The organism is Pseudobacter ginsenosidimutans, from assembly GCF_007970185.1.
Classification (GTDB): domain Bacteria; phylum Bacteroidota; class Bacteroidia; order Chitinophagales; family Chitinophagaceae; genus Pseudobacter; species Pseudobacter ginsenosidimutans.
Window position 1 is genome coordinate 3,031,170 of record NZ_CP042431.1, and the last position, 23,324, is coordinate 3,054,493.

Sequence of the window (23,324 nt, forward strand, 5' to 3'; positions counted from 1 at the left end):
GCAGCAACAACAGCCCGGTTATTACTTCCAGTGCCTATACTACCTGTGTGGGAACTGCTGTAAATATCGAGGCCACTGTATCCGGAGGAGCTACTCCTTATACTTATACATGGGACAATGGTGTCAGCAGCACTACCAATACTGCTACTGTTACTCCCACTACCAATAGTGTATATACCATTACTGTTACAGATAATAATGGTTGTGAACAAAAAGGCCAGGTGGTGGTAAATGCTTATGCAGCCAATGCAGGCCCCGATGTAGTTGTTTGCGCAGGCAAACCTGTTCGTTTGGGTGCTGCACCTCCTGCCGGCGTTGCAGGGGTAGTGTATGCATGGACGCCGGTTACTGGTTTGTCTGATGCAACCATCGCACAACCACTGGCTACTCCTGCTGCTGCACAAACTTACTCTCTGGACATGACCATTCCCATTACCGGCGGGGGTACCTGTACCACTACGGATGCCGTTAACGTAAACGTAGTGGCTGGCCCGGCAACCGCTGATTTTGCCGGTAATGATGTTGCTGTTTGCAAAGGTGGAACTGTTGGTCTGGGTACTGCTGCCGAAGCAGGATTTACTTATACATGGAGCCCTGGTAATTATCTGAACGCTACCAATGCCAGCACTGCTACTTATGATGCAGGAGCCGGAGGCGCAACGCCTAACCCTATCACTTATACGCTTACTGCTGCAAGTGGAGGTTGTTCGTTTACAGATGATGTAACTGTATATCAACTGAACGTTAATGCCGGGGACGACAGAATTTGCGGCCCGCGTACAATTGGTAATGGTGATCCGATGCCAACTGTATCAGGTAAAACATTCCTGTGGGAGGTTGTATCCGGCCCCGGTACTATTACAGGCGCTACCAATACTGCTACCACAACAGTATCTGAAAGCCTTGGAGGTACTACTGTTTATCGCCTCACTATGAGTTACCTGGGAACCAGTTGCTCTGATTTAGTTTCTGTTCCTGTGTGCGGAGACGCTAGTGCCTGTCCGCTGGACAGTATCCAGGTAGTGGCAAATCATAGTTGTCCAAGCACAGCCTTTGGTGCTGTTACACTGCGTGCAATTCCTGATAACCTGAATTCAAATGACTGGACTTACACCTGGTCGTCTTCTCCTGCAGGTGGTATTTCTTCTACTACAGGCGCCATCGTTACCCTTACTGATAATATCGAAAGGGATGTGACCGTAACTGTGGCCAGCAAGAGCAATCCTAATAGCCGCTGCTCCAGAACAATTCGTGTGAATGGTGCCGGCTGGACATTGCCAACATTCACCGCGCAGGATCAGGCTATCTGTGTTGCTACTCCGGTGAATATTGGTGCGGCAGCTGTGGCTGGTTACACTTATGACTGGACCGGCGTTTCTACCGGAGACAGGTATGCTTCCAATCCAACTGTTAGTCCAGCCAGCACAACCAATTATATAGTTAAAGTAACTGAAGCAACATCAGGATGTTCAGTACGCGATACTGCTACCGTAAAAGTTGCAGCTGTTGTGGCTGACCCCGGTGCTGACTGGATTACCTGCAGTAATGCAGTGATTCAACTGGGTACACCTGCACGCCCCAACTATACTTATTCATGGACGCCGGCAGTTGCCAGCTACCAGGATCACACTGATGCTACATCTGCACAACCGAAAGTACTGGTAGCTATTTCACAGGACTTCACTGTGCGTGCCACTGATACCGAGAGTGGTTGTTTCAAAGATTCAACCGTTCACATCGTAGTGGATGATTCACCAATACTCACTGGTCTTCGGGATACTGCTATCTGCCGTGGCGCTTCTGCACCCATCGGTAAAGCAATCAACGGCAATGTTACTTTTGCATGGAGTCCTGCTGCAGGCCTGAGCAGCACCACTGTTGCACAGCCGATCGCAAATCCAACATCTACCGGGACCTATACACTGGTGGTTACATATTATGATGCTGCCAATGTACCTACCTGTACAAAGAGTGGAACAGTAACTGTTACTGTTGGCGGTCCGGAAATCACCATGACTGACGCTACAGTATGTACTTCAGGAGCACTGTTTGATCTGGGCACCAATGCAACTATTTCAGGAGCTGTTACTGCTTATGCATGGAGCCCTGCTTTATCTCTGACCAACCCGAATACACTCAATGCAACCGTATCGGCTAACCCCACAGCTTCCAGTCAGTATACCCTGGTTGTTCGTGATGCTGATGGTTGTGCTGATACCGCTACTACCACTTTAACGGCCAGCACCACGCCGCCAAATGCGGGAAGCGCAACTACCATATGTGCGGGAAGTAGTGTAACGCTGGGTGATGCAAGTAATGTTGGAACCTGTACCTGGACTGTAACGCCTACTCCGAGCGCAGGATCATTCCCTGTAATGACAGGTCCAAATCCTGTATTTACGCCTGCTTTGGCTGACGCAGGTGCTACTCCTGCTATTGCTTTGATCGGAACAGTTTACACTTTTACCTGCTCTCAGGATATTGGTGGTTGTATCAATACATCAACAGTTACGGTTACCGTAAGGGCATTTACATTGCCGGCTATTCCGGTTCAAACAGTTTGTCAGAATGCTTCAACCAATATTGGGGTTACCCCTGCTGCTAACGTAAGCTATAGCTGGAGCCCTGCCACCAATCTGGCTGATCCATTTGCTGCCACTACACAAGTAAGCAATGTAACAAGTACTGCTGTTTACACACTTACCGGAGTGCATGCAAATGGTTGTGTTGCCACTGCAGACGCTGTGATCGGAGTAAATCCAACACCGGCACCTACAGTAAACATCGATGAAGTAAGAACACCATTGGGAACACCTGCCGGTGCCTTCAATCCGCAGATCACTCCTGCTGTCGGTACTTATACCTATAGCTGGACTCCAGCCAATAAGGTAACTGATCCGTATATCGGCAATACTGTTCCTACAGAGAACAAACTCGGTACGTATTACTATAACCTGTCTGTAACAGATGGCAATGGTTGTACGTCTGTTGCGCCAGCGGTGCTTCGTGTTGAGAATCTCAGTACGCTGCCTGTAACATTGAGCTCATTCACTGCAAATGCCAAAGATTGCGGTGTAACCCTCAACTGGAAAGTGGAATCCGCTTCCAACTTCTCTCACTTTATTGTTGAAAGAAGCCTGAACGGAGGCAGCTATGTTGCAGTGAAGAAAGTATTCTATGAATTCAATCGAATCTATTATAACTACCAGGATGCAGAAACCGGTAACGGTAACTGGAGCTACAGGCTCAAAATGGTAGATATCGATGGACGATTTGAATACAGCAGTATTGTTCGTGCTTCTGTGAAATGTTCTACTACAAGCAGCAGCCTGAAAATATATCCCAACCCTGCGTCCAATATCCTGTACATCAACAGCAGTAAACCTGTGAAGTCTGTAGTGGTTTATACCCTTACGGGTGGCCAGGTACTTCGCAAGGATTACGCACAGTCAGCTGCAGGTGTGGTATCACTTCCTGTGAGCAATCTCATAACCGGGATCTACCTGGTTCAGGTAATTGCTCAGGATGGTACCAGCCAGCCGGCAAGACTGGTGAAGGATTAGAAAGACCAGTAGGTTTTAAGAAAACGGTGTCTCTTCTGAGGCACCGTTTTTTTTGGGTTTTTCTTATTCCCTTCATGGGTAACAGCCGCTTTAACCAGGTAAAATAGTTATACGGATCATCGGCAAATTGGGGGAGTTCAGCAACGCTTCAATTTCCAGCCATCAGCTTCGTTTTAATATTGGGTAGCCGGAATCCCATATAGGAGCTGATTTCAGCCGGTAATCATTTATCATTAATTCACCAATATGAAAAGAGTAAGTTATCCGTTCAGGAAAACGATGTGCGCCTGCGCAGCAGGCTTTGTGCTGCTCATGCTCGCCTGCAGCAATAAAGACAGCGATGAAAACAACTCCGGCGACAAAGGTTATGTATCAGGCGTCATCACAGACACGCAGGGGAAGCCCATTGCAGGCGCCGAAGTAGTGATCGACAATACCATGATCTACAATTCCAATCTTCTCACCAATTCCGATGCAGCAGGCAAATACAAAGTAAAGCTGAACGGGGCTTTTACCTGGTCAGCATCGGCCACGTTCAGGAAGAATTATAATGGACGGAACTACAAATTCCATTTGCAGCCAGACAATGATGGCGGCTTTACTTCAGATGGCGCTGTACGCAATTTCTCCTGGAAACTTACAGGACAGCGTCCTGAATCGAGTACCAGTTTTTATGGTTCCTGGATACAGCTGCAAAGTGAGATCGGAAGTGATATCCTGGCAGAGGATGTAGATTTTATTCTCACGCCTGACGGTCCGCTTGTTGACGGCTCAACTGGCCAGGCTATCACCAAAAGAGGTGGCGCTCCGCAAACCTATTCTTATTTCAAATTGATGGATATTCCGCTGGGAAGGTATAAAGTGAAAGCGAGGCACCAGGGCGTGTACCTGACTTTGAAAAATCTTATCAATAATGAATCGGGTACAGAAATTACATTGAACTTTGAACCTGAGATCGTGCTGACAGGATTGGTTTGTGATAATTGTGCGGTACTTGAGTATAAGAGTTAGTGCATTGAATTACTCAGGGAGCCTGTCATCAGCCAGGCCAATTCCGCAGGTTATGGCAGGCTTCCTGAGTATTTTTGATGTGTTGTAATGGATATCTCCTGCTCTTATTTCTTATTCTTCTTCACATCAAACACCAAATAAGTTTCATCTCCGATAAACATATATTTCTTCCCTTCCTTCTTCACATACATCTTCATCAGTGTATCCTTACTCTTTCCCGATCCTTCAGATACAATGATGGATTTGTCTATTTCATTATATACCCAGGAGGTTTTACCATTCAGAGAAGCTCCTGCTTCTTTTGCCATCAATTCAAGGATTGCAATCTTACATTTTCCATCCTGCTCAAATTCCATTGTTGAATGCTGCATGCCCTTCACCATTTTATCATATCCTTCTTTAAACTCTTTGGGAGCGTTGGGAGCAAGGGAAACTTTAGTTACCGTCCAGGTGCCCACCAGTTCCTCTTTCGTCTGAGCAATACTGTTCAGAAAAAACACTGATAACAAAATCGAAAACAATACGGTTTTTTTCATATAGGGGATAATTATTGTGTACAATATAGGCAGTTATTCATAATTACATAATCTCCCGGCAAACATTCTGCCATTAATTTTGCTCCGGCTTTTGAATTATCCGGATTCTATAAATTAATAAGGATGCGTGTAGCGCAGGCAATACCGCAAAACCAGGTTAAGGCAGATGAACTGGCACAGTTTGATACTGTGTATCACCAGTTCCATCAGGCAGTGTACGCCAATATCTGCAAACTGGTTTGTGAGCCCCAAATGGCGGAAGACATCCTCCAGGAAGTTTTTATCAGCCTTTGGGAGAACCGACAAACAGTCAACCTGCAGGATGCAGGCGGATGGCTGTTTGTAGTGAGCTACAATAAATCCATGACCTTCCTCAAAAAGAAACTTCGCGAAACCTCCGTTATACTTCCCGATACAGAATACCTCGCTGCCATTTCAGAAGAACAACCGGTAGACGAAGAATTGTTCCAGCTCCGCCTCTCCATGGTGGAAGAAGCCATCGATCATTTGCCTCCAAGAAAACGAGAAGTATTCAGGCTTTGCCGTTATGATGGCAAATCGTATGATGAAGTGGCCGATATGCTGAACATATCTGTGGTATCCGTGAAAGACTATTTGAAACAATCCACTCAATTCATCAGACAGTATATCAGCCGCCACTACAACAATATCGAGATCCCCGGCATGTACCTGCTCCTCATCTATTTCAGCCAGCAGGGTTGATAACATTTTGGTAATATGAAATGGCATCCCCTTTTTTTCATTGCAGAGTATTTATAGTGAACCACGGTTCCGAATACAATGACAGAACAGTATCAGTCAGCCATAAGCAAGGTTTGGAAAGAGGCTTTGAGCCCGGAAGAGAAGCTCATCCTGCTGGAGCGGCTCACCAGGGATGAAACCAAATGGAAAGCTTCATTGCAGCAACAGTTTGAACAGAGTGTTCATAACGGTACGCAATACCTGCCGTTGCAGCGATCTGAGCTAATACTGCAACAACTTCATGAGCGCATACGTCTTATGGACGAAGCTGCTACTGGTATTGAATCAGCTTCTAAAGTAGTACGATTGCAACCAGGGCTCATTCGCCGGGCAATGGGCATAGCAGCTGCCCTGCTGATCATAGCAGGGTTCTTCTGGTATCCTTCCAATAATAAAAAAAGTATTGGCAATAATGCGCTGGCGCTGTACAAACCGGTTCGGGAATACATGCGTCATATAAATGAAACTGTAAAAGCAGAACGATTCAGATTAAGTGACGGATCGGAAATAAGACTGGCGCCGGGTTCAGAAATAGTATGGGTAGATGGGTTCACGGATGCGGAAAGAAAAGTACAATTAGCAGGAAAGGCCTGGTTCGATGTTGCGAAAGACAATCGCCGTCCATTTTCTGTAGATGCCGGAAACATCACCACCACAGCATTGGGCACAAAGTTCCTGGTGAATACATTGCGCAACAGCAAAGTGGCTGTTCAATTGTTTGAAGGAAAGGTGAAGATCGAATCTCCGTCTTCAGGATTGAAACCAGTTTTCCTTGAGCCGGGTGAGCAATGTATTATAGATGCGCGTTTGCAGGCAGTGGTAAGCAAGCTGCCAGTGGACATTAACGCAATGCGCAATACAGAAATTGAACAGCCGGAAAAAAGCGGCCCAGCCATTCGAAGAATAAAGCCACTCGAGTTTGTTCAGACACCTTTGGTGGATGTGCTGTCGCAGCTCGGTCACAGATACAAAGTACAATTCAAGTATGATCTGGCAGAAATCAGTAAAGACCAGGTAACGGGAACCTTCCTGGCTTCCGACTCCCTGAAGGTGACGCTGAAACTACTGCAATCGATCAATAACCTGTCCTTCAGCCAATATCAGGATACCATTCTCGTCAGCAAACTGAAATAAGTAAAGTCGATAAAAAATGTCTGAACGCGCCTGCACAGGTGCGCGGACCAACACGCTCATGAACAAAACATTCTGTATGATAACAAACTCCAGACCCTTCCAATGGTGCTGCCTGCTCCTGCTGTTCCTGCTGGGGACCGCTGCCGTACAGGCGCAGACAAAGGCGCAGTTGAATGGTATCGTCACTACCGAATCAGGAGATCCCCTGGACGGTGTGAGCATTACCGTAAGACTTGCCAATGCAAAAGACAAAGAAGTGCAATCCTTCTCAGCAGACCAAAAAGGCGTATTTGTGGTATCCGGACTGAATCCCGGAAGCAGGTACAGTTTTACATTTTCACATGTGGGTTACCAGGAACAGACCGTGAAGAATTTCGAGATCAAAGCGGGAGTGAACAATTCCCTGATCGTTAGAATGAAAGAACTGCCTTCCGGCCTGAACGAAGTGGTAGTGATCGGGTATGGATCGGTAAAGAAGAAAGACCTCACGGGTGCAGTGAGTTCCGTGAAAGGAGGCAAAGTTACTGAAGTGGCCTCTGGTGATATCACCAATGTGCTGCAGGGGAGGGCTGCCGGTGTGATGGTGCAGCAGACATCGTGGAAACCCGGATCCATGGCTGAGGTACGCGTAAGGGGAAACCGTAGTATCAATGGTGATAATGCTCCCCTGTATGTAGTGGATGGAGTTCCCTTTGTGGATGCCATCAATATGATCAGTCCAAACGATATCGAATCGATGGAGATCCTGAAAGATGCTTCCGCTACCGCCATCTATGGTAACCGCGGCGCCAACGGTGTGATCCTCATCACTACAAAAAAAGGGAAAAAAGGAAAATCCATCGTGGAGTATAATGGTTACTATGGTATCCAGAAGAACCAGCCCTTGCCGGAGTTGATGAGTGCTGCTGAGTTTGTGGAATATTCAAGGGAATCACAACGCAACTCACTGGGTGGCACATACGATGGAAAGCCCAACAAAGAGAACGATTTTAAGAATGAGCAACTGGTGGCCACTCCCTACATGCGTGCACAAATGGAGCGCGCATGGGCCAGCGGCACCTACGACCCTTCACAACTCACCTCCACTGACTGGCTGGATTATGGTCTGCGTCAGGGTATGATCCAGGACCATCAGCTGAGCATCCGCGGCGGCTCTGAGCAAACCAGGTTCCTCCTCTCCGCCGATTATTTCGATAACAAAGGCGTAGTGCTTGACCAGGATTACAAACGCTATTCCGTTCGCCTCAATGCCGACCATGATGTAAGGAAGAATTTCCGCATCGGTACACAGATGTCTTATGCCAACTCGGCCCTCAATGCAGGCTGGTCGGATGTTTTCGATGGATATGGTTTGAAGAGTTTCAATCCGCTCGCTTCTCCCTGCAATGAAGATGGCACGCTCGCCATGTTCCCCACCAACAATACCAGAACGCCCAATCCTGTTACCAACTTCGGTAAAACAAAACGCCTGAGAAAACAGGACCGTATCCTGGCCAACTTTTATGGTGAAGTGGATATCCTCCACGATCTCAAATTCCGCTCCAACCTGGCGCTCGATTACCGCGCCTTCCAGAGCTTCGATTTCAACAGCGAGAATACTGCCGCTGCTGGTGGACAAGCACCTTCCTCCGCCATCAACGGATCGGAACGCCGCTTCATGTATTCCTGGGAAAATATCCTGAGCTATACCAAAGAGCTGGGCGATCATTCTTTCTACGCAACCCTCGTGCAATCGATCCAGCAGGAGAAATCGGAATCCAACAATATCAATGTAAAGGAACTGCCTTATGACGGGCAGCTTTATTACAATGTAGGCAGCGCGCTTACCATCAACAACGTGGGCAGCAATCTTTCCCAATGGAACCTTGCTTCGTTCATGGGGCGACTGAATTATTCCTACCAGGGGAAATATCTGGCGACTGTCTCTGCCCGTTATGATGGTTCATCAAGACTGGCTGAAGGACAAAAATGGGTGCTCTTCCCTTCAGTGGCCCTCGCCTGGAGGATCAAGAACGAAGACTTCCTCATTAACAACAATACCATTACCGACCTGAAACTCAGGCTGGGCTGGGGACGTACGGGTAACTCCGGCATCGATCCCTACAAAACCTGGGGTAAGCTCAATACCATCCGTTACGTTTTCGGAGAAAGCTCCGCACTCGGCTATACGCCCGATGAAATGATCAATCCCAACCTAACCTGGGAAACAACCGGCACTTATAACGTGGGCATCGACGTTAGTTTGTTCGATGGCCGGATAAGTGGTAGCATCGAAGGTTATGTGCAGAATACCTATGATCTGCTGCTTGACAGGCCGCTGCCGATGGTCTCCGGTTTCGGTTCCATCCTCAGCAACGTAGGCAAGACGCGTAATACGGGTATCGAGTTCACGCTAAATACCATCAATATGCGCAAACGAGATTTTGAATGGCGTTCGGACTGGATCTTTGCTCTCAACAAACAGGAAATTGTAGAACTGTATAATGGAAAAAAAGACGATGTAGGCGCCAACTGGTTCATCGGTAAACCCGTGAATATTTACTATGATCTCGGCTTCAACGGTATCTGGCAGGATACGGAAGCAGATAAAGCTGAAATGGCGCTGTTCAATAAAAATGGCTCCACTTTCAAACCCGGCGATATCCGTCCACTCGATCGAAATAGTGATAAGAAGATCGATGCCGGCGACCGCTACATCATCGGTCAGCGCGATCCAAAATGGACAGCCAGCTGGGCCAATAATTTCCGCTACAGGAATTTCGATCTCGGCGTATTCTTCGTGGGTATGTTCGGACAGACCATCAACCACGATATGGACATGCGCTTCGATGGCCGCTATAACCAACCCAAACTGGATTACTGGACACCGGTGAATCCCAGCACAAAATATCCCCGTCCGCTGTTGGGCACTGCAAGTGTGAACTACCTGAGCACGCTCAATTATTACAGCGGCTCATTTGTTCGCGTGAAGAATATTTCTTTGGGTTACACACTGCCTGCGCATATCGCTAAAAAAGCTTTCTTCGAGAAGTTCCGTGTATATGCCAGTGTTCAGAATCCCTTCCTCATTACCAATTTCCCCGGCACTGACCCTGAAGGAGCTACCGGCTTCGACGAGCCCAGTGTAGTAACCGGTTTGATTGGTGTAAACATTTCCTTTTAACTGAAAGCATAAAAGTTAAGAAGTATGAAAAAGATGATTGGCATTGTGCTGGCATCCTCCATGTTGATGGGCACAGCCTGTAAAAAATACCTGACCGAAGACGTTGTGAGCAGTGTGAGCTATCAGCTGTATACCACGGAGAAGGGAATCGAAGGCGCACTGGTGTCTGCCTATAATACGCTCAGGCAGGGCGTTACCAGCGAAAGGAAATTGACCCTGTCCGATGCTGGAACAGACCTTTTTACTCTCGGTTCTGACGGTAACGCCGCTTTCAACCAGTACCTGGCAACATTGAGCTCGCTCGAAGGCAAACTCACTGATTTTTGGGATTATCATTACAAAGGCATCTCCGAGTGCAATGTGATCATGACCTATCTTCCCAAAGTACCCATTGCCGACGCAAGAAAAGCTGTGATCGAAGGCGAAGCGAAATTCCTTCGCGCTTTATATTATTTCGATCTTGTACAACAGTACGGCAATATTCCATTAGTACTGGAATCATTCGATAAAGTGAAAACAGATTTCAAACGCGCACCGGTAAAAGATGTGTACGAAGCCATTATCGCCGATCTGAAGTTTGCCTTTGAAAACCTGCCTGCAACAGCCACTGCGCAGGGCCGCTGTAATAAAGCCGCCGCTGCCCACCTGTTGTCTAAAGTGTATCTCACCAGAGGCAGCGCTGTTTCTCCTGAGCAACGCAATATCCGCGGTACACAGACTACAGACCTGGATGATGCCATTACTTATGCCGGCAAAATAGTGAACAAAGAACTGGGTACTTTTTCGCTGGTGGCAGATTTCGCAAAGCTCTGGGACATCAATAACCAGGTGAACAGTGAAGTGATCTTTGCTGTTCAGTTCACCACCACTCAGCTGAACAACGGAAGCGGCAATCAGCAACACCTCTATCATGTTCCCCAATATGATGCTATCAATACCAGGATCCTCGCGCGTTCTATTGAATATGGCAGGCCTTACAGAAGGGTTCGCCCAACACCTTTCGTGTATGACGGATTGTTTGGAGCTACACGCAAATATGATTCGCGTTTTGTGAAATCCTTTGTGTGGGGATATATCGCCAACAAAGCAGCCACAGGTATAGTTACTACCGCAGGTAATACCATCAATGTGGCTGTGGGGGATACCGCGCTTTATTTCTCGCCCATTATTTACGCCACACCGGCAGCATTGGCCGATGCTGTACAGGAGCATAAACGTTTTGCACTTTTCTATCCGCAGAACACATATGCGCCGGTAACGATGAACAATATCTTCCCCGGGCTCCGCAAATGGCTGGATCCTACAAGGCCCACTACCAATGAAACCAATGGGAGCCGCGACTGGGTGATCTTCCGCTACGCTGAAACCCTGTTGATCCTGGCGGAAGCTTATGGCAGAAAAGGAGAATTCGATAAAGCTGTTCCATTGATCAACCAGGTACGCGAGCGTGCGGCGTATAAAGAAAATGAGGCCAAGACCATCCAGTACTGGACTTTCGAAGGCGGCAGCTATGCAGATCGTACCAAATCAACGGTGGTGGATATGCGCATTACAGAATCAGATATCAACACGGATTTCGTGGACTTCATGCTGGATGAACGTGGTCGTGAATTGCTGGGAGAATTGAGCCGCTGGGAAGATCTCGTTCGTTGTGAAAAACTAAAAGAGCGTGTAGAGAAATACAATCCCGATGCGCAGAATATCAGGGACTATCACAATTTGCGTCCAATTCCGCAAACGCATATCGACCGGCTGGATCCACGCGGGCCTATTGAAGAAGAACAAAATATCGGATACTATTAATCTATAAACTGAACCTATATGCGAAAGATACTGTCTTCCTTTTCATTTTTTATATTGCTCGCAGTGGCAGCGGTGGCGCAGCAGCCCACCGCCCGCTTCCGCGAGATACAGGAGTCGTTCAGGAATACCAATAATTCCATTGTGATGATCGCGGCACATCGTGGCGCACACCTGGAAGACCCTGAAAATTCACTGGCGGCTTTCAGAAAAAGCATCGAAATGGGCATCGATATCATCGAACTGGATGTGCGTTGTACCAAAGATGGGGTGCTGATTTGTATGCACGATAAAACTGTGGACCGAACCACTAACGGCAAAGGCAATGTGAAAGATCTTACTTTCGGGGAGATCCGTAAACTCAAACTGAAACACAATAATCAGCTTACGGAAGAGATCGTTCCCACACTGGAAGAAGCGCTGAGCCTCACCAAAGGAAAGATCATGGTTGACCTGGATATCAAAAGCGCCGGGTGCATCGATGCCATCATGGACATGGTGAACAAGACCAATACAGCCGATCAATGCCTCTTCTTTGTTGGCGAGGCAGAACATGCAAAAATGATCAAGGCCAAAAATCCTGCTTTCATAACACTGTTGCGTACCAACAGTGCACAAGAAGTGACCGATGCTTTCAAAGTGGTGAAGTCCGAAGCTATTCATATCGATGACTCGCATAACAATAAGGAAGTGATCAAAGGGATCAAAGCCAATGGTGCAAGAGTGTGGCACAATGCTTTAGGCGATGTGGACAATGCGGTGAAAGCCGGTAACACCGCTGCATTCGAACGCGCGTTGAATACTGGAGCGAATATCATTCAGACAGATTATCCTGCTTTGCTGAAACAGTTCCTGACTGAAAAGAAGATGTATTATTAATCCCTGGATAACCATCATGAAAAAGAAACTCCGGCCTGTGCGCCGGAGTTTGTGTAAATGCCATATCGTTCCAGGCGTATATTAGCAAGCAACTTCCTGCCGGAATCCAAAGCAGAATGAGTAACTGTGTATTATATTAATACAAGTGAATTGTTTACTGCTGACATAGGGCTGTCACACCGCCCGCTTTTCTTTGCTCATAAAAATAAAACTGGCTATGGAAAAAACAGATCTCACTAAAACTTACAAACAGTATTACACCGCCAAAGCAACACCGGAACTGGTAATCATTGAAGCTGCCCAATTCCTGAGCATCACCGGCAAGGGCGATCCGTCCGGGCCTGCATTTGCTGATTCCATTCAGGCGCTTTACACTGCAGCTTATGGGATCAAATTTTTTTACAAGGATCAGGGAAAGGATTTTATGGTGGCGAAACTGGAAGGGCTTTGGAAATTCGATACAACAATCTATAAGGATGTAAGCATGTCCGATGCTCCTAAACTGATCCCGCGCTCTGAATGGGAATACCGACTGCTGATCCGTTTGCCCGGCTTTGTTAGTAAAGTGGTAGTGGCAAAAGCATTGCCGGAGATCGCTGCGAAAAAAAATATTCCCCGCGCAGGCGAAGTGGAATGGTTTGAGATGAATGAAGGGAAATCAGTGCAGATACTGCATGTAGGCCCTTTCTCCACTGAGCCGGAATCTTTGCAGAAGATTGCTGATTTCTGCAAAGAGAAAGAATTACAACAAAACGGACTTCATCATGAGATCTATCTCTCGGATTTCCGCAAAACACCTGAGGCCAAACTCAAAACCATTTTGCGGGAGCCTGTGAAGTAAATCACACTGCCACACTCGCCAATCCTTTCTCCAGCGCCGTTTCCATTATTCCGGAAATGCCGCCGCCTTCAACCCTGAATGTGGTGATATCATTCAATCCAATGAATCCAAGAATATGCCGCAGGTACGGCTCTGCAAAATCCATCGGTTTCATCGGCCCATCGGAATATACGCCGTTGGATGCCAGCGCCAGGTAGATCTTCTTATCCCCCAATAACCCTTCAGACTTTCCATTGGCATAACGGAAACTCAGGCCGGGTCTCACTATCAGATCAAGCCACGCTTTGAGTGTACTCGGGATATGGAAATTATAAAGCGGGGAACCGATGATCGCAATATCAGCGTCAGCCAGTTCTGCCACTGCATCATTGGAGATCCGGAGTGCATTACGCTGTTCAGGCGACTGCTCTGTAACCGGCACTTTAAAAGCTCCGATCATCGTCTGATCCAGGGCCGGATAATTCTTTTCCGAAACATTGATGGTCTTCACCCTGCTGCCGGGATATTTCTCTAACAATTTCTCTATAATGTTGTTACCGAGCTTAATACTGGCAGACGCTTCCTGCCTCGGGCTCGAAATGATATGTAATATGTTTTTCATAACACAAACCTACATACCTTTGCTAATTAAAAGTAAGCAGTAAACTAAAGGTTAGTGGTAACCTTTGGGTTAGTAAAAAGAGAAAATATGAAAGATATCAATGGGAAAATAAGGCTGAGTGCGCCCGAATGTAATTCGGCTTTGTCTGCCGTGGGGGATGCGTTGTACGTGATAGGAGGGAAGTGGAAACTGCGCATCATCATCGCCCTTTCCGAAGGCAACAAACGTTTCAATGATCTGCAGCGCAGGGTGGAAGGGATCTCTGCAAGAGTTTTGAGCAACGAATTGAAGGATCTTGAAATGAATGGTTTCGTGAAACGGATGGTGGATTCAAAAGCTAAGCCTGTGGTGGTGCAATACGAACTCACTGATTATTCCAATACACTGGAAGAGGTACTGCGTGCGCTGCACAATTGGGGCCGGCAACACCGGGAGAATATCATGCAGCGCAGCAGGAAAATGAAACTGGTGGAAGCTTAATTCTTTTTGTCGAGTGAAAGGATGATACCACCGCCATTGCCACTTTGTACCTGCGGCAATTGTCCATCCCATTTCTGAATTTTCAGGTACTCGATATAAGTACTGTTGAGTGAAACCTGTTTTCTCCTGATCGCTTCTGCTTCACCGGAAGCGGCAATCACCTGTGCAGCACTGTCGGCCCGGGCCTGCGCAATCTTTCTGTCTCCTTCTGCAATAGCCACCAGTCGCTGGTTTTCGGCTACCTGCACTTCCTGGATCGCTTTGGTTTTTGCTTCGATGGATTGTTGCAGCGCTTCAGGAGGAATGATATTCGTTCTCAGTTGTGAGATAGTGAACCATTTGGCCACACGCTTATTGGCTTCGTTCACAATATCTGCTTCAAATTTTTCACGCTCATTGAAGATATCGTCTACTGCCCATTTGTTGGCCACGTCGTTCACTGTGCCTACGATAGCGGTCTGTAACCATTGCTGTTCGATGCTCTTGATATCAAGGCGCAGGTTCTGGAACATATCGCCCACATCACCGGGTTTCAGTGAATAGTTGAAACTTGGTTTGATGGTGGCGGAAAATCCACCCTTGGTGATCACCTGTTGTTCAGGATAATCGATATGCTGCTGGAAGGTGGGGAACTCGTAGAGTTTACTGATCCAGGTATTGTAGATCACCCAGCCGGTCTTGTATTCGAATTTGCTTACACCACGATCATCGCCGGTGAGATTCACTTTGATACCAACATGGCCCGCATCTACCCGCTCCATCACAAAGGGTTGCACAGCCGCGATAATGAAACCGGCAATCAAAATAAAAATACCGAACCAGAATTTGGAAGATGACATGGCGCGGCCGCCTGCGCGGATCGTGGCCCAGTTGGATCTGAAATAAAGGAATACGATCAGCAGGGTGCCGACAACAAATAAAGCTGTGATCATTTTCTGATAAGTTTTTTAATGAGAGGGGTAATAAGGAAATAAATCAATGCAAGCTGTATCACGATCGCCAGCACCAGCAGCAGGGTTGAGCTCTGGCGGTTGATCAGGTACTCTACATTCAATGTAGTGAGTGCAATGAACAATAAGATCCTAAGCAGGGTGATCATTTGGGGTGTTTTTCTACTTAAATATTGGTCGTGTAATGATAATATTTATTACGTAGAGTTTGATCAATCCCGCAAAAGAATACCCAGTCTCAGTCCACCATTGATCCGCAAGTAAGATTGATAACGGTACCCGTGATTGCGCTTGCCTGGTCCGAGGCCATGAACAATGCTGCATTGGCCACTTCTTCCAGCGTTGGTAATCTTTTGAGTAAAGTGTTCGCCTGCGCATGTTGCTCCAGCATGTCTGCAATACTGATCCCCGCGCCTCCGGCCGCTTTGGCAAACACTTCATTACTGTGTGATCCGTGAGCAGCAGCTTCCGGCATCGCATCTGGTCTCAAACAAAGAGAGCGGATCCCGTATGCTCCCAGCTCTCCCGCAAAATGACGGTTCAATGCTTCGATACCTGAACAAGCGAGGCCATATCCCATGAATCCTGTACCCGGTAATTTGGAGCCCGGCGTGGAAATGCTGAGCAGCACACCGCTTTTTTGTTTGATCATGAATTTTGCTGCAGCCTGCGCTGTGATGAAATTGGCGCGGATATATGTGGTAACGGGAAACAGGAAATCCTCCAGGCTGAGCTCAGGAAAAGACACACCCTGTATGTGAAAAGTACCGGTTACATTCACTGAGATATCGATGCGCCCTGTTTGTTTTACAACCTCTGCAACATGCCGGTGCACTGCGGTTTCATCCAGCACGTCCAGTGTGTCAGTATGAATGCGTCCGGAGTCCTTTCCGATTTCGGCGGCTACCCGTTCCAGTTTGACAGCATCTCTGGCCACTAAAAAAATATTTGCGCCGGCTTGATAAAAAGCGCGGGCAATTGCGCTGCCGATGGCGCCGGATCCTCCGTAAATGATAGCGGTCTTATTTGATAAAATCATAATCAGCGTTTTAGCTTTCCAAACTTACCTTTAACAGCTCAATTTTCCGGGGTGCTCATGCGGCAAAAAACGGGTAGTTTCCTCTCGTAAAGTTTCATTAGTGGTGGCTTGTTTATAAATATTTTAATAACTTCTTGGAATTATTTAAGAAGTTGGCTATTTTAACAGTCTATTTACACTTACTAAAAACTGACGCCTGTGACGGAAAAGCAGCAGAGGTACAAGCAGAGCCTGATCAAACACCTGTATTTCAAGAAGGAGTTGTCCTGTGCGGATCTGAGTTCATTCACAGAAAAAAGTCTGCCCTACACTGCCAAAGCTTTGTCGGAACTGATGGAGGAAGGAGTGGTGGTGGAATCGGGCCATGCCCATTCTACCGGTGGCCGCAGACCGCAGATGTATTCGCTGAAGCCGGATATCATGTATGTGGTAACGGTAGCGATGGATCAGTTCATCACGCACGTTGGTATTCTGAACATGCACAACCAGTATGTGGGTGAGGTTGAGAAACTGGAACTGGACCTGAGCAATCAGAATGATTCTTTGAACCAGCTTGGGCAATTCCTGGACGGGTTTATCACCCGCTCCGGGATTCCCAAAGAAAAGATCGCAGGCATCGGCATTGGAATGCCCGGCTTTGTGGATGCGAACAAAGGCATTAATTATACTTTTTTACAAACAGGCAGCGGCAGTATTGTGAGTCATATCGAAAAAGTAACGGGATTGCCTGTATTGATCGATAACGACAGCAGTCTGATAGCGCTGGCTGAGCTTCGTTTGGGAGCAGCCCGTGAAAAGAAGAATGCGATGGTGGTGAATATCGGATGGGGAATCGGACTGGGATTGGTCCTTGATGGCGGTCTCTTCCGCGGAGCCAACGGGTTTGCCGGAGAGTTCAGTCATATTCCATTATTCACGAACGACAAGATCTGTAATTGTGGAAAGATGGGATGTCTTGAAACGGAGACCTCACTGTTAGTTATAGCCGAAAAAGCCATCGATGGTCTGAAGAACGGAAGAACATCGTCCATGAAACATCTTAGTCATGATCACGTGGAGGAAACGTTCAGAACCATCATGGATGCGGCCAACAAGGGCGATAAGTACGCGGTGGAGCTGATCTCACAGGCGGCTTATAATATCGGTAGGGGAGTAGCCATTCTGATCCATGTATTGAACCCGGAGCAGATCGTATTGAGCGGAAGAGGGGCATTGGCGGGAAGGATCTGGCTGGCGCCCATCCAGCAGGCATTGAATGAACATTGTATTCCAAGGATCGCAGAAAATATCGAGATCATGATCTCTCAACTGGGGTATGAGGCCGAACGTCTGGGAGGCGCTGCCCTGGTGATGGAACATTTTGATAGTATCAGGCCCCACAGAAGAAGTCATAAACTGATGACTGCCTGATCCGGAAAAGCTCCGTGCAATGCCTTTACGCAGGAAGGCAGCACGAATTTTTTAACCAAACAATACACCACTGCATGAGACAAATGCTATGCCGCCTTGTGCTATGTGTCATCTTCGGCACATTGAGCTGCCTCACAGCCACAGCGCAAGAGAAAAAAACGGTTACGGGCTCAGTGAAAGATGCGTCCGGCAACCCGGTAGCTTCCGCCACCATCGCAGAAAAAGGAACCGCCAATCAAACAGCTTCCGACAATCAGGGTGCATTCCGCATCCAGGTGGCCAGCGGGGCAACCATCGTGATCAGCGCCGTGGGATTCGGCACACAGGAACTGGCCGCTACTGACGGGCCCGTCAACATAACCCTTCAAACAGCCGCTGCAGGCCTGGATGAAGTGGTAGTAACGGCACTGGGTATACGCCGCCAGAAAAAATCTTTAGGTTATGCCATGCAGGAAGTGAAAGGCAGCTCCCTTTCAGAAGCCCGCGAAGCCAATGTCACCAACGCTTTGAGCGGTCGCGTGGCCGGCTTGCAGATCATCCGCTCCGGCAACGGGCCCGGCGGTTCATCCAAGATCGTACTTCGTGGCAACACCTCTTTTAAAGGAACCAACCAGCCGCTCATCGTAGTGGATGGTATTCCTGTTGACAACTTCACAGGCGTTGAGAACAACGACTACTGGAACCCTCAGATGGATATGGGTAACGGCCTGTCAGATATCAACGCTGACGATATTGAAAGTATGTCGGTCCTCAAAGGCCCCGCCGCTTCTGCACTCTACGGCAGCCGCGCCGGTAATGGCGTGATCCTCGTTACCACAAAGGCAGGAAGAAAACAGAGCGGGCTCGGGATCTCCGTTGGCTCTTCCATTGGTCTGGAAAGTATCTTCACTTCTCCCAAACTGCAGAAAAATTTCGCGCAGGGAGACAATGGCATCTACCAGCCTCAGGGATCCACCGGCTGGGGGCCGAAGATCACCGGACAGGAGGTGACCAACTGGGAAGGCAACAAAGAAACGCTCCGCTCATATGATAACCTGGATGCATTCTTTGGCACAGGTGTGAGCAATAACGAGAACATCTCATTCCAGCAGCAATACAAGAATATCGGTATCTACTCTTCGCTGAATTATTTCAACGATAAGAGCATGCTGCCTGGTTCGAAGCTGACCCGCACCAACTTCACGCTTCGCGCCACTTCCAGATTCGGACAGGACGATCGCTGGTCTACCGATGCCAAAGTGCAGTACTCCAATGCACAGGCAAGGAACAGGCCGCAATCCGGTATCAATGTCAACAACTATGCATCTGTCATGTACATGCTGCCGGTATCAATGGACATTACAGATTTCAAGCAGGACCTGCTTCCCAACCGCAAAATGCGCTGGTACCGCACAGAAGATAAATCAGTTAACCCGTACTGGAATGTGCGCAATCGCACCAATGATGATAAACGTGATCGCTGGATCGTGAATGGTTCATTGAAATATGATTTCACCAACTGGCTGAATGCTGAAGTAAAAGCAGGTGGCGATATGTACACTACCAACCAGGAAACCAGGGTGTATGGAGGAAGCCCTATTGTGACCAACGGAAGTTACAGCACCAGCAAAGAAACTTACAAAGAATTCAACTACAGCACCCTCATCACTGCAAAAAAAGACAATCTCTTCGGAAAGCTCGGTGGTAGCGCTACCGTAGGTGGCAACCTCATGGACCAGAAATGGGCCAAGTTAGGTATCGATGCGGGAGAACTGCTGGTACCCGATCTTTTCATGTCTAACAACAGCAAAGGCAATCCAACACTTACTGACAAAGTAAAAAATAAGAAGATCAATTCCGTGTATGGATCAATTGGGCTGAACTGGGATAATTACCTTTTCCTCGAAGGAACTTTCAGGAATGACTGGACTTCCACGCTCCATCCTGATAACCGTTCTTATTTCTATCCTTCCGTCAGTATGTCCTATATTTTCACGGAGCATTTCAATACACCTGCCTGGCTCACCTATGGTAAAATCCGCGGATCAGTGTCCAGTGTAGGTAATGATATGGATCCTTATCAGCTCTACAACACCTACGAACTGGGGCGTGATCCCAATAACAACCCCATCACCAAACGCAATAAGATCCTCTTTGATTCAACAGTGGTGAATGAACTGATCACTTCAACGGAACTGGGAGCAGAACTGCGTTTCTTCGACAACAGGTTTGGTATCGATTTCTCTTACTACAATACCGTTGCCAAGAACCAGCTGATCGATCTGCCCATGGACCCCGGTTCAGGTTATGAAAAAAGAAGGATCAATGCTGGTAAGATCAAGAATACAGGTTTCGAAATCACTGCTGATGCAAAGGTGCTGACAAGCGGCAGCGGACTGAACTGGAATATCCAGGCCAACTTCTCTACCAACCGCAATAAAGTGATAGATATATATCCAAGAGAGAATGTTACAAGGTATGATCTCGCTACCTATGATGCAATAAGCATTCAGGCAGTAGCGGGTGCATTGTACGGTGAGATCTACGGAAGCACTTTCCTCAGGGTTACAGATCCGAAGAGCGCTGATTATGGCAAACTGATCCTGGATGCCAACGGCAATCCACAACGTGGAGAGCAGAATGTGCGTCTCGGAAACCAGCAGCCTACCGCACTGATCGGTATCACCAATGGATTCTCTTATAAGAACTTCAATCTCTCTTTCCTGTTCGATGCAAGACTGGGTGGCAAAGTTTTCTCTGCTACCAATGCGCTGCTGCAGAGAAACGGATCAGCAGAAGTTACTGTTACGAATGGCGACAGGGCTGAGTTTGTGGCAGATGGTGTTGTTACCGATGGAAGTGGCGGATATACAAAGAATACAAAAGCAACTACACCTCAGCGTTACTGGACAGCGATCGGTATCGGCAACCTCGGTATCACCGAAGCCAATCTCTATGATGCTTCCAGCATCCGTATCCGGAACATTCAGCTCAGCTACGATCTGCCCAAAAAGATCCTTGGTAAAACACCCATCCAGCGTGCAAAAGTGGGAGTGAGCTGTAACAATGTGTGGCTAATCAGCAGCCATCTCCGTGGCCAGGACCCTGAAGCCATCTTTGCTACAGGCAACAATGCAAATGGATTCGAGTCCTTCTCTCCACCCACCACCAGGACCATTCTTTTTAACCTGAGCTTAAGTTTTTAACACTGAAACCGAATTACAATGAAAAAGCTACATATAACTTCTGGAATATTGTTGTCGGCAATACTGATGACTTCCTCCTGCAAGAAGTTCGATGATATGCTCACCAATCCAAGGGAAGCGAATGTGGACCAGGTGGAAGTAGAGTATTTCCTGAACAATGCTATCGTAGATGCACAAATGGACCCGCATATTGCTGAACGTATTTTTGTTTTATACTGGAAAAATGCTTCCAGGCAGCAACTCGGCTCTACATTGACCATCGGAGCTGATAACGATGATTGGAACCGCGATTACTTTACCTATATCTCAGGCTGGCTCAATGCCGCCAATACAGCCATTCAGGTGGCCGATGAGAAACAGGCAAAAGGAACCGCCTGGCCTTATAATGAAAGCCTGAAACAAGTGGCCCGCATCTGGCGTGCTTACCTGATGAGCGAAATGTCAGACAACTTCGGCCCCATTCCTGTGAATGGTTTCCAGGGCACCAATCCTGATTTTGCCGATGTGAAAACGGTGTATTACCATATCCTGGACGAATTGAAGGATGCCGGCACCAAACTGGATGGTGCAGCAACAGCCGCACCCGAAGCCAAGTACGATGCAGCTTACGGTTGGAAGTATGCGAAATGGAAAAAATATGCGGTATCGCTGCGTATGCGACTGGCAATGCGCCTGTCTGAAGTGGATGAACAAAAAGCAAAATCCGAGTTTGAAGCAGCCGCAAAGGAAGCAGCCATCACCACCATGGATGACGCTTTCCAGGTACAGGAGAAAGCCGATGGTTACAATGCACTGAATGGTGTGATGAGCCGTGAATGGAATTCGCAGATCATGAGCGCCACACTGGAAAATATTTTCACCGGTCTTGGCGGCATCGCTACAACAGATTTGTTGCCTGCAGACTTCCACAGTTATATCAGGGCCGCCAATGATGCAGGCATCAAACTCACCAATCATTTTTCTACCAAAACCAATGAGCCGCTGGCTGGTTATTTCCAGGATGGCATTCCTCCGTCACTCGATCCCAGGGCATTGAAAGCATTCCCGCTGGCCGGTGATTTCGATAACCTGGATTTCTGCCGGTATGGCGACTGGTCTATCACTGAGCGTGATCTGATAGATGATGATGGCGATCTCGTTCGTAAACTGAATGGTAAATTCACCTGGAATGGCTGGCAGAGCGGCGACTGGGGTGTTTACAATTCAAGGAACCAGTTGCGTTCATATCCAGGCGCCAATCCAAGACTGGCGCTGAAATTCAGGAACAGCACCAACAAAAGGATCTTCTTCGCTCCATGGGAAACGTATTTCCTGCTGGCAGAAGCGGCGCTCAGAGGCTGGGATGTTCCCACCACTGCAAAAGCTGCATACGAAACAGGTGTGAAGCTCAATTTCGATTACTGGGGCGTTACTGCATTTGCTGCTAATTACCTGGCATCTTCCGATTATAACAGGTTTGGCACTTCAGCAAGCTGGGACCATACTACTGAGCCGCCCGCTACTCACCAAATGACTTACAAGGATGGATATACGGGAACTCCGGGTGTTGTGAACGTGCTGTATCCCGTGAACAATATTTACAAGAACGGAACTATAAAGAATGATCGTCTCACCAAGATCATTACACAGAAATATATTTCCAACCTGCCGTGGTTGCCGCTGGAAAGCTGGAACGATCATCGTCGCCTGGGATTACCATTCTATGAGAATCCCAGCGTGGAGTCGCCCCTGCCGAACATGAAGCAGCTGACAGAAAGCAATTACATGCATAACCAGGTGAATTTCTTCGCACAGCGTTTAAGGTATCCCGCGAGTTTGCGGAATGCCAACGCGAAAGGTTATGCGCAGGCAATGGAAGCCCTCGATGGTGAGGATACCAACTTCACACCACTCTGGTGGGCCCAGAAATAATTCGTGGGTTCTTTAAACTGTCCACCTACGGGTACATGAGAAGAGAAAGCCGCTCCACC

Annotated in this window: 17 protein-coding genes; 12 read left to right on the forward strand and 5 right to left on the reverse strand. The window is 47.7% G+C overall.

From position 1 onward, the window contains the following. The first annotated feature begins 47 nt into the window (after positions 1-47). Positions 48-3,563 (forward strand): T9SS type A sorting domain-containing protein, encoded by a 3,516-nt coding sequence (locus tag FSB84_RS12295; RefSeq protein ID WP_147122151.1) that lies wholly within the window; start codon positions 48-50, stop codon positions 3,561-3,563. 246 nt (positions 3,564-3,809) lie between these two features. Beyond that, on the forward strand, positions 3,810-4,574 hold the full coding sequence (locus FSB84_RS12300) for a carboxypeptidase-like regulatory domain-containing protein (RefSeq protein ID WP_130541190.1): 765 nt from the start codon (positions 3,810-3,812) through the stop codon (positions 4,572-4,574). 104 nt (positions 4,575-4,678) lie between these two features. On the opposite strand, the gene FSB84_RS12305 is transcribed toward FSB84_RS12300, so the two are convergent. Further along, entirely contained in the window at positions 4,679-5,110 is a 432-nt protein-coding gene (locus tag FSB84_RS12305) for a hypothetical protein (RefSeq protein ID WP_130541188.1), read from the reverse strand. Positions 5,111-5,233: 123 nt separating this feature from the next. Between FSB84_RS12305 and FSB84_RS12310 the strand changes: the two genes are divergently transcribed. The 6 genes from FSB84_RS12310 (at position 5,234) to FSB84_RS12335 (ending at position 13,689) form a co-directional block, all read left to right on the forward strand. Continuing rightward, positions 5,234-5,833: a sigma-70 family RNA polymerase sigma factor gene (locus FSB84_RS12310; protein WP_130541187.1), complete on the forward strand. Its 600-nt coding sequence runs from the start codon at positions 5,234-5,236 to the stop codon at positions 5,831-5,833. Between the two features lie 78 nt (positions 5,834-5,911). Further along, complete coding sequence (locus FSB84_RS12315; protein ID WP_130541185.1) at positions 5,912-7,006, forward strand: FecR family protein; 1,095 nt, start codon at positions 5,912-5,914, stop codon at positions 7,004-7,006. A 76-nt stretch (positions 7,007-7,082) separates the two neighbouring features. Further along, positions 7,083-10,169: a SusC/RagA family TonB-linked outer membrane protein gene (locus tag FSB84_RS12320; RefSeq protein WP_158643875.1), complete on the forward strand. Its 3,087-nt coding sequence runs from the start codon at positions 7,083-7,085 to the stop codon at positions 10,167-10,169. 24 nt (positions 10,170-10,193) lie between these two features. Then, positions 10,194-11,972: a RagB/SusD family nutrient uptake outer membrane protein gene (locus FSB84_RS12325; RefSeq protein ID WP_130541182.1), complete on the forward strand. Its 1,779-nt coding sequence runs from the start codon at positions 10,194-10,196 to the stop codon at positions 11,970-11,972. Between the two features lie 18 nt (positions 11,973-11,990). After that, positions 11,991-12,848, forward strand: a complete 858-nt coding sequence (locus FSB84_RS12330; RefSeq protein ID WP_130541180.1) for a glycerophosphodiester phosphodiesterase family protein — start codon at positions 11,991-11,993, stop codon at positions 12,846-12,848. Positions 12,849-13,065: 217 nt separating this feature from the next. After that, positions 13,066-13,689: a GyrI-like domain-containing protein gene (locus FSB84_RS12335; protein ID WP_130541178.1), complete on the forward strand. Its 624-nt coding sequence runs from the start codon at positions 13,066-13,068 to the stop codon at positions 13,687-13,689. 1 nt (position 13,690) lies between these two features. On the opposite strand, the gene FSB84_RS12340 is transcribed toward FSB84_RS12335, so the two are convergent. After that, the gene (locus FSB84_RS12340; RefSeq protein WP_130541176.1) at positions 13,691-14,290 is read right to left on the reverse strand and encodes an FMN-dependent NADH-azoreductase; all 600 of its coding nucleotides are present in this window, start codon (positions 14,288-14,290) and stop codon (positions 13,691-13,693) included. 87 nt (positions 14,291-14,377) lie between these two features. Between FSB84_RS12340 and FSB84_RS12345 the strand changes: the two genes are divergently transcribed. Then, the gene (locus tag FSB84_RS12345) at positions 14,378-14,770 is read left to right on the forward strand and encodes a winged helix-turn-helix transcriptional regulator (protein ID WP_130541175.1); all 393 of its coding nucleotides are present in this window, start codon (positions 14,378-14,380) and stop codon (positions 14,768-14,770) included. Here FSB84_RS12345 and FSB84_RS12350 read toward each other — a convergent pair. The 3 genes from FSB84_RS12350 to FSB84_RS12355 form a co-directional block, all read right to left on the reverse strand. Next, complete coding sequence (locus tag FSB84_RS12350; RefSeq protein ID WP_130541174.1) at positions 14,767-15,702, reverse strand: SPFH domain-containing protein; 936 nt, start codon at positions 15,700-15,702, stop codon at positions 14,767-14,769. The genes FSB84_RS12345 and FSB84_RS12350 overlap by 4 nt on opposite strands. Continuing rightward, on the reverse strand, positions 15,699-15,869 hold the full coding sequence (locus FSB84_RS30665) for a hypothetical protein (protein ID WP_158643876.1): 171 nt from the start codon (positions 15,867-15,869) through the stop codon (positions 15,699-15,701). The genes FSB84_RS12350 and FSB84_RS30665 overlap by 4 nt, the downstream gene beginning before the upstream one ends. A gap of 89 nt (positions 15,870-15,958) precedes the next feature. Next, positions 15,959-16,759 (reverse strand): SDR family NAD(P)-dependent oxidoreductase, encoded by an 801-nt coding sequence (locus FSB84_RS12355; protein WP_130541172.1) that lies wholly within the window; start codon positions 16,757-16,759, stop codon positions 15,959-15,961. A 198-nt stretch (positions 16,760-16,957) separates the two neighbouring features. Here FSB84_RS12355 and FSB84_RS12360 point away from each other — a divergent pair, with 198 nt between their 5' ends. The 3 genes from FSB84_RS12360 (at position 16,958) to FSB84_RS12370 (ending at position 23,265) form a co-directional block, all read left to right on the forward strand. Beyond that, complete coding sequence (locus FSB84_RS12360) at positions 16,958-18,169, forward strand: ROK family protein (RefSeq protein WP_130541170.1); 1,212 nt, start codon at positions 16,958-16,960, stop codon at positions 18,167-18,169. Positions 18,170-18,243: 74 nt separating this feature from the next. After that, positions 18,244-21,354 carry a SusC/RagA family TonB-linked outer membrane protein gene (locus FSB84_RS12365; RefSeq protein WP_225980058.1) on the forward strand — a complete coding sequence of 1,037 codons (3,111 nt, stop codon included), beginning with the start codon at positions 18,244-18,246 and terminating at the stop codon, positions 21,352-21,354. Between the two features lie 18 nt (positions 21,355-21,372). Further along, positions 21,373-23,265 (forward strand): SusD/RagB family nutrient-binding outer membrane lipoprotein, encoded by a 1,893-nt coding sequence (locus tag FSB84_RS12370; RefSeq protein WP_130541168.1) that lies wholly within the window; start codon positions 21,373-21,375, stop codon positions 23,263-23,265. Positions 23,266-23,324 lie beyond the last annotated feature (59 nt).

Coding starts and splice junctions, on each gene's coding strand:
- FSB84_RS12345 (WP_130541175.1), top strand. CDS start 14,378: ATGAAAGATATCAATGGGAAAATAAGGCTGAGTGCGCCCGAATGTAAT.
- FSB84_RS12355 (WP_130541172.1), bottom strand. CDS start 16,759: ATGATTTTATCAAATAAGACCGCTATCATTTACGGAGGATCCGGCGCC.
- FSB84_RS12315 (WP_130541185.1), top strand. CDS start 5,912: ATGACAGAACAGTATCAGTCAGCCATAAGCAAGGTTTGGAAAGAGGCT.
- FSB84_RS12335 (WP_130541178.1), top strand. CDS start 13,066: ATGGAAAAAACAGATCTCACTAAAACTTACAAACAGTATTACACCGCC.
- FSB84_RS12300 (WP_130541190.1), top strand. CDS start 3,810: ATGAAAAGAGTAAGTTATCCGTTCAGGAAAACGATGTGCGCCTGCGCA.
- FSB84_RS12350 (WP_130541174.1), bottom strand. CDS start 15,702: ATGATCACAGCTTTATTTGTTGTCGGCACCCTGCTGATCGTATTCCTT.
- FSB84_RS12340 (WP_130541176.1), bottom strand. CDS start 14,290: ATGAAAAACATATTACATATCATTTCGAGCCCGAGGCAGGAAGCGTCT.
- FSB84_RS12370 (WP_130541168.1), top strand. CDS start 21,373: ATGAAAAAGCTACATATAACTTCTGGAATATTGTTGTCGGCAATACTG.
- FSB84_RS12325 (WP_130541182.1), top strand. CDS start 10,194: ATGAAAAAGATGATTGGCATTGTGCTGGCATCCTCCATGTTGATGGGC.
- FSB84_RS12330 (WP_130541180.1), top strand. CDS start 11,991: ATGCGAAAGATACTGTCTTCCTTTTCATTTTTTATATTGCTCGCAGTG.
- FSB84_RS30665 (WP_158643876.1), bottom strand. CDS start 15,869: ATGATCACCCTGCTTAGGATCTTATTGTTCATTGCACTCACTACATTG.
- FSB84_RS12305 (WP_130541188.1), bottom strand. CDS start 5,110: ATGAAAAAAACCGTATTGTTTTCGATTTTGTTATCAGTGTTTTTTCTG.
- FSB84_RS12320 (WP_158643875.1), top strand. CDS start 7,083: ATGATAACAAACTCCAGACCCTTCCAATGGTGCTGCCTGCTCCTGCTG.
- FSB84_RS12310 (WP_130541187.1), top strand. CDS start 5,234: ATGCGTGTAGCGCAGGCAATACCGCAAAACCAGGTTAAGGCAGATGAA.
- FSB84_RS12365 (WP_225980058.1), top strand. CDS start 18,244: ATGAGACAAATGCTATGCCGCCTTGTGCTATGTGTCATCTTCGGCACA.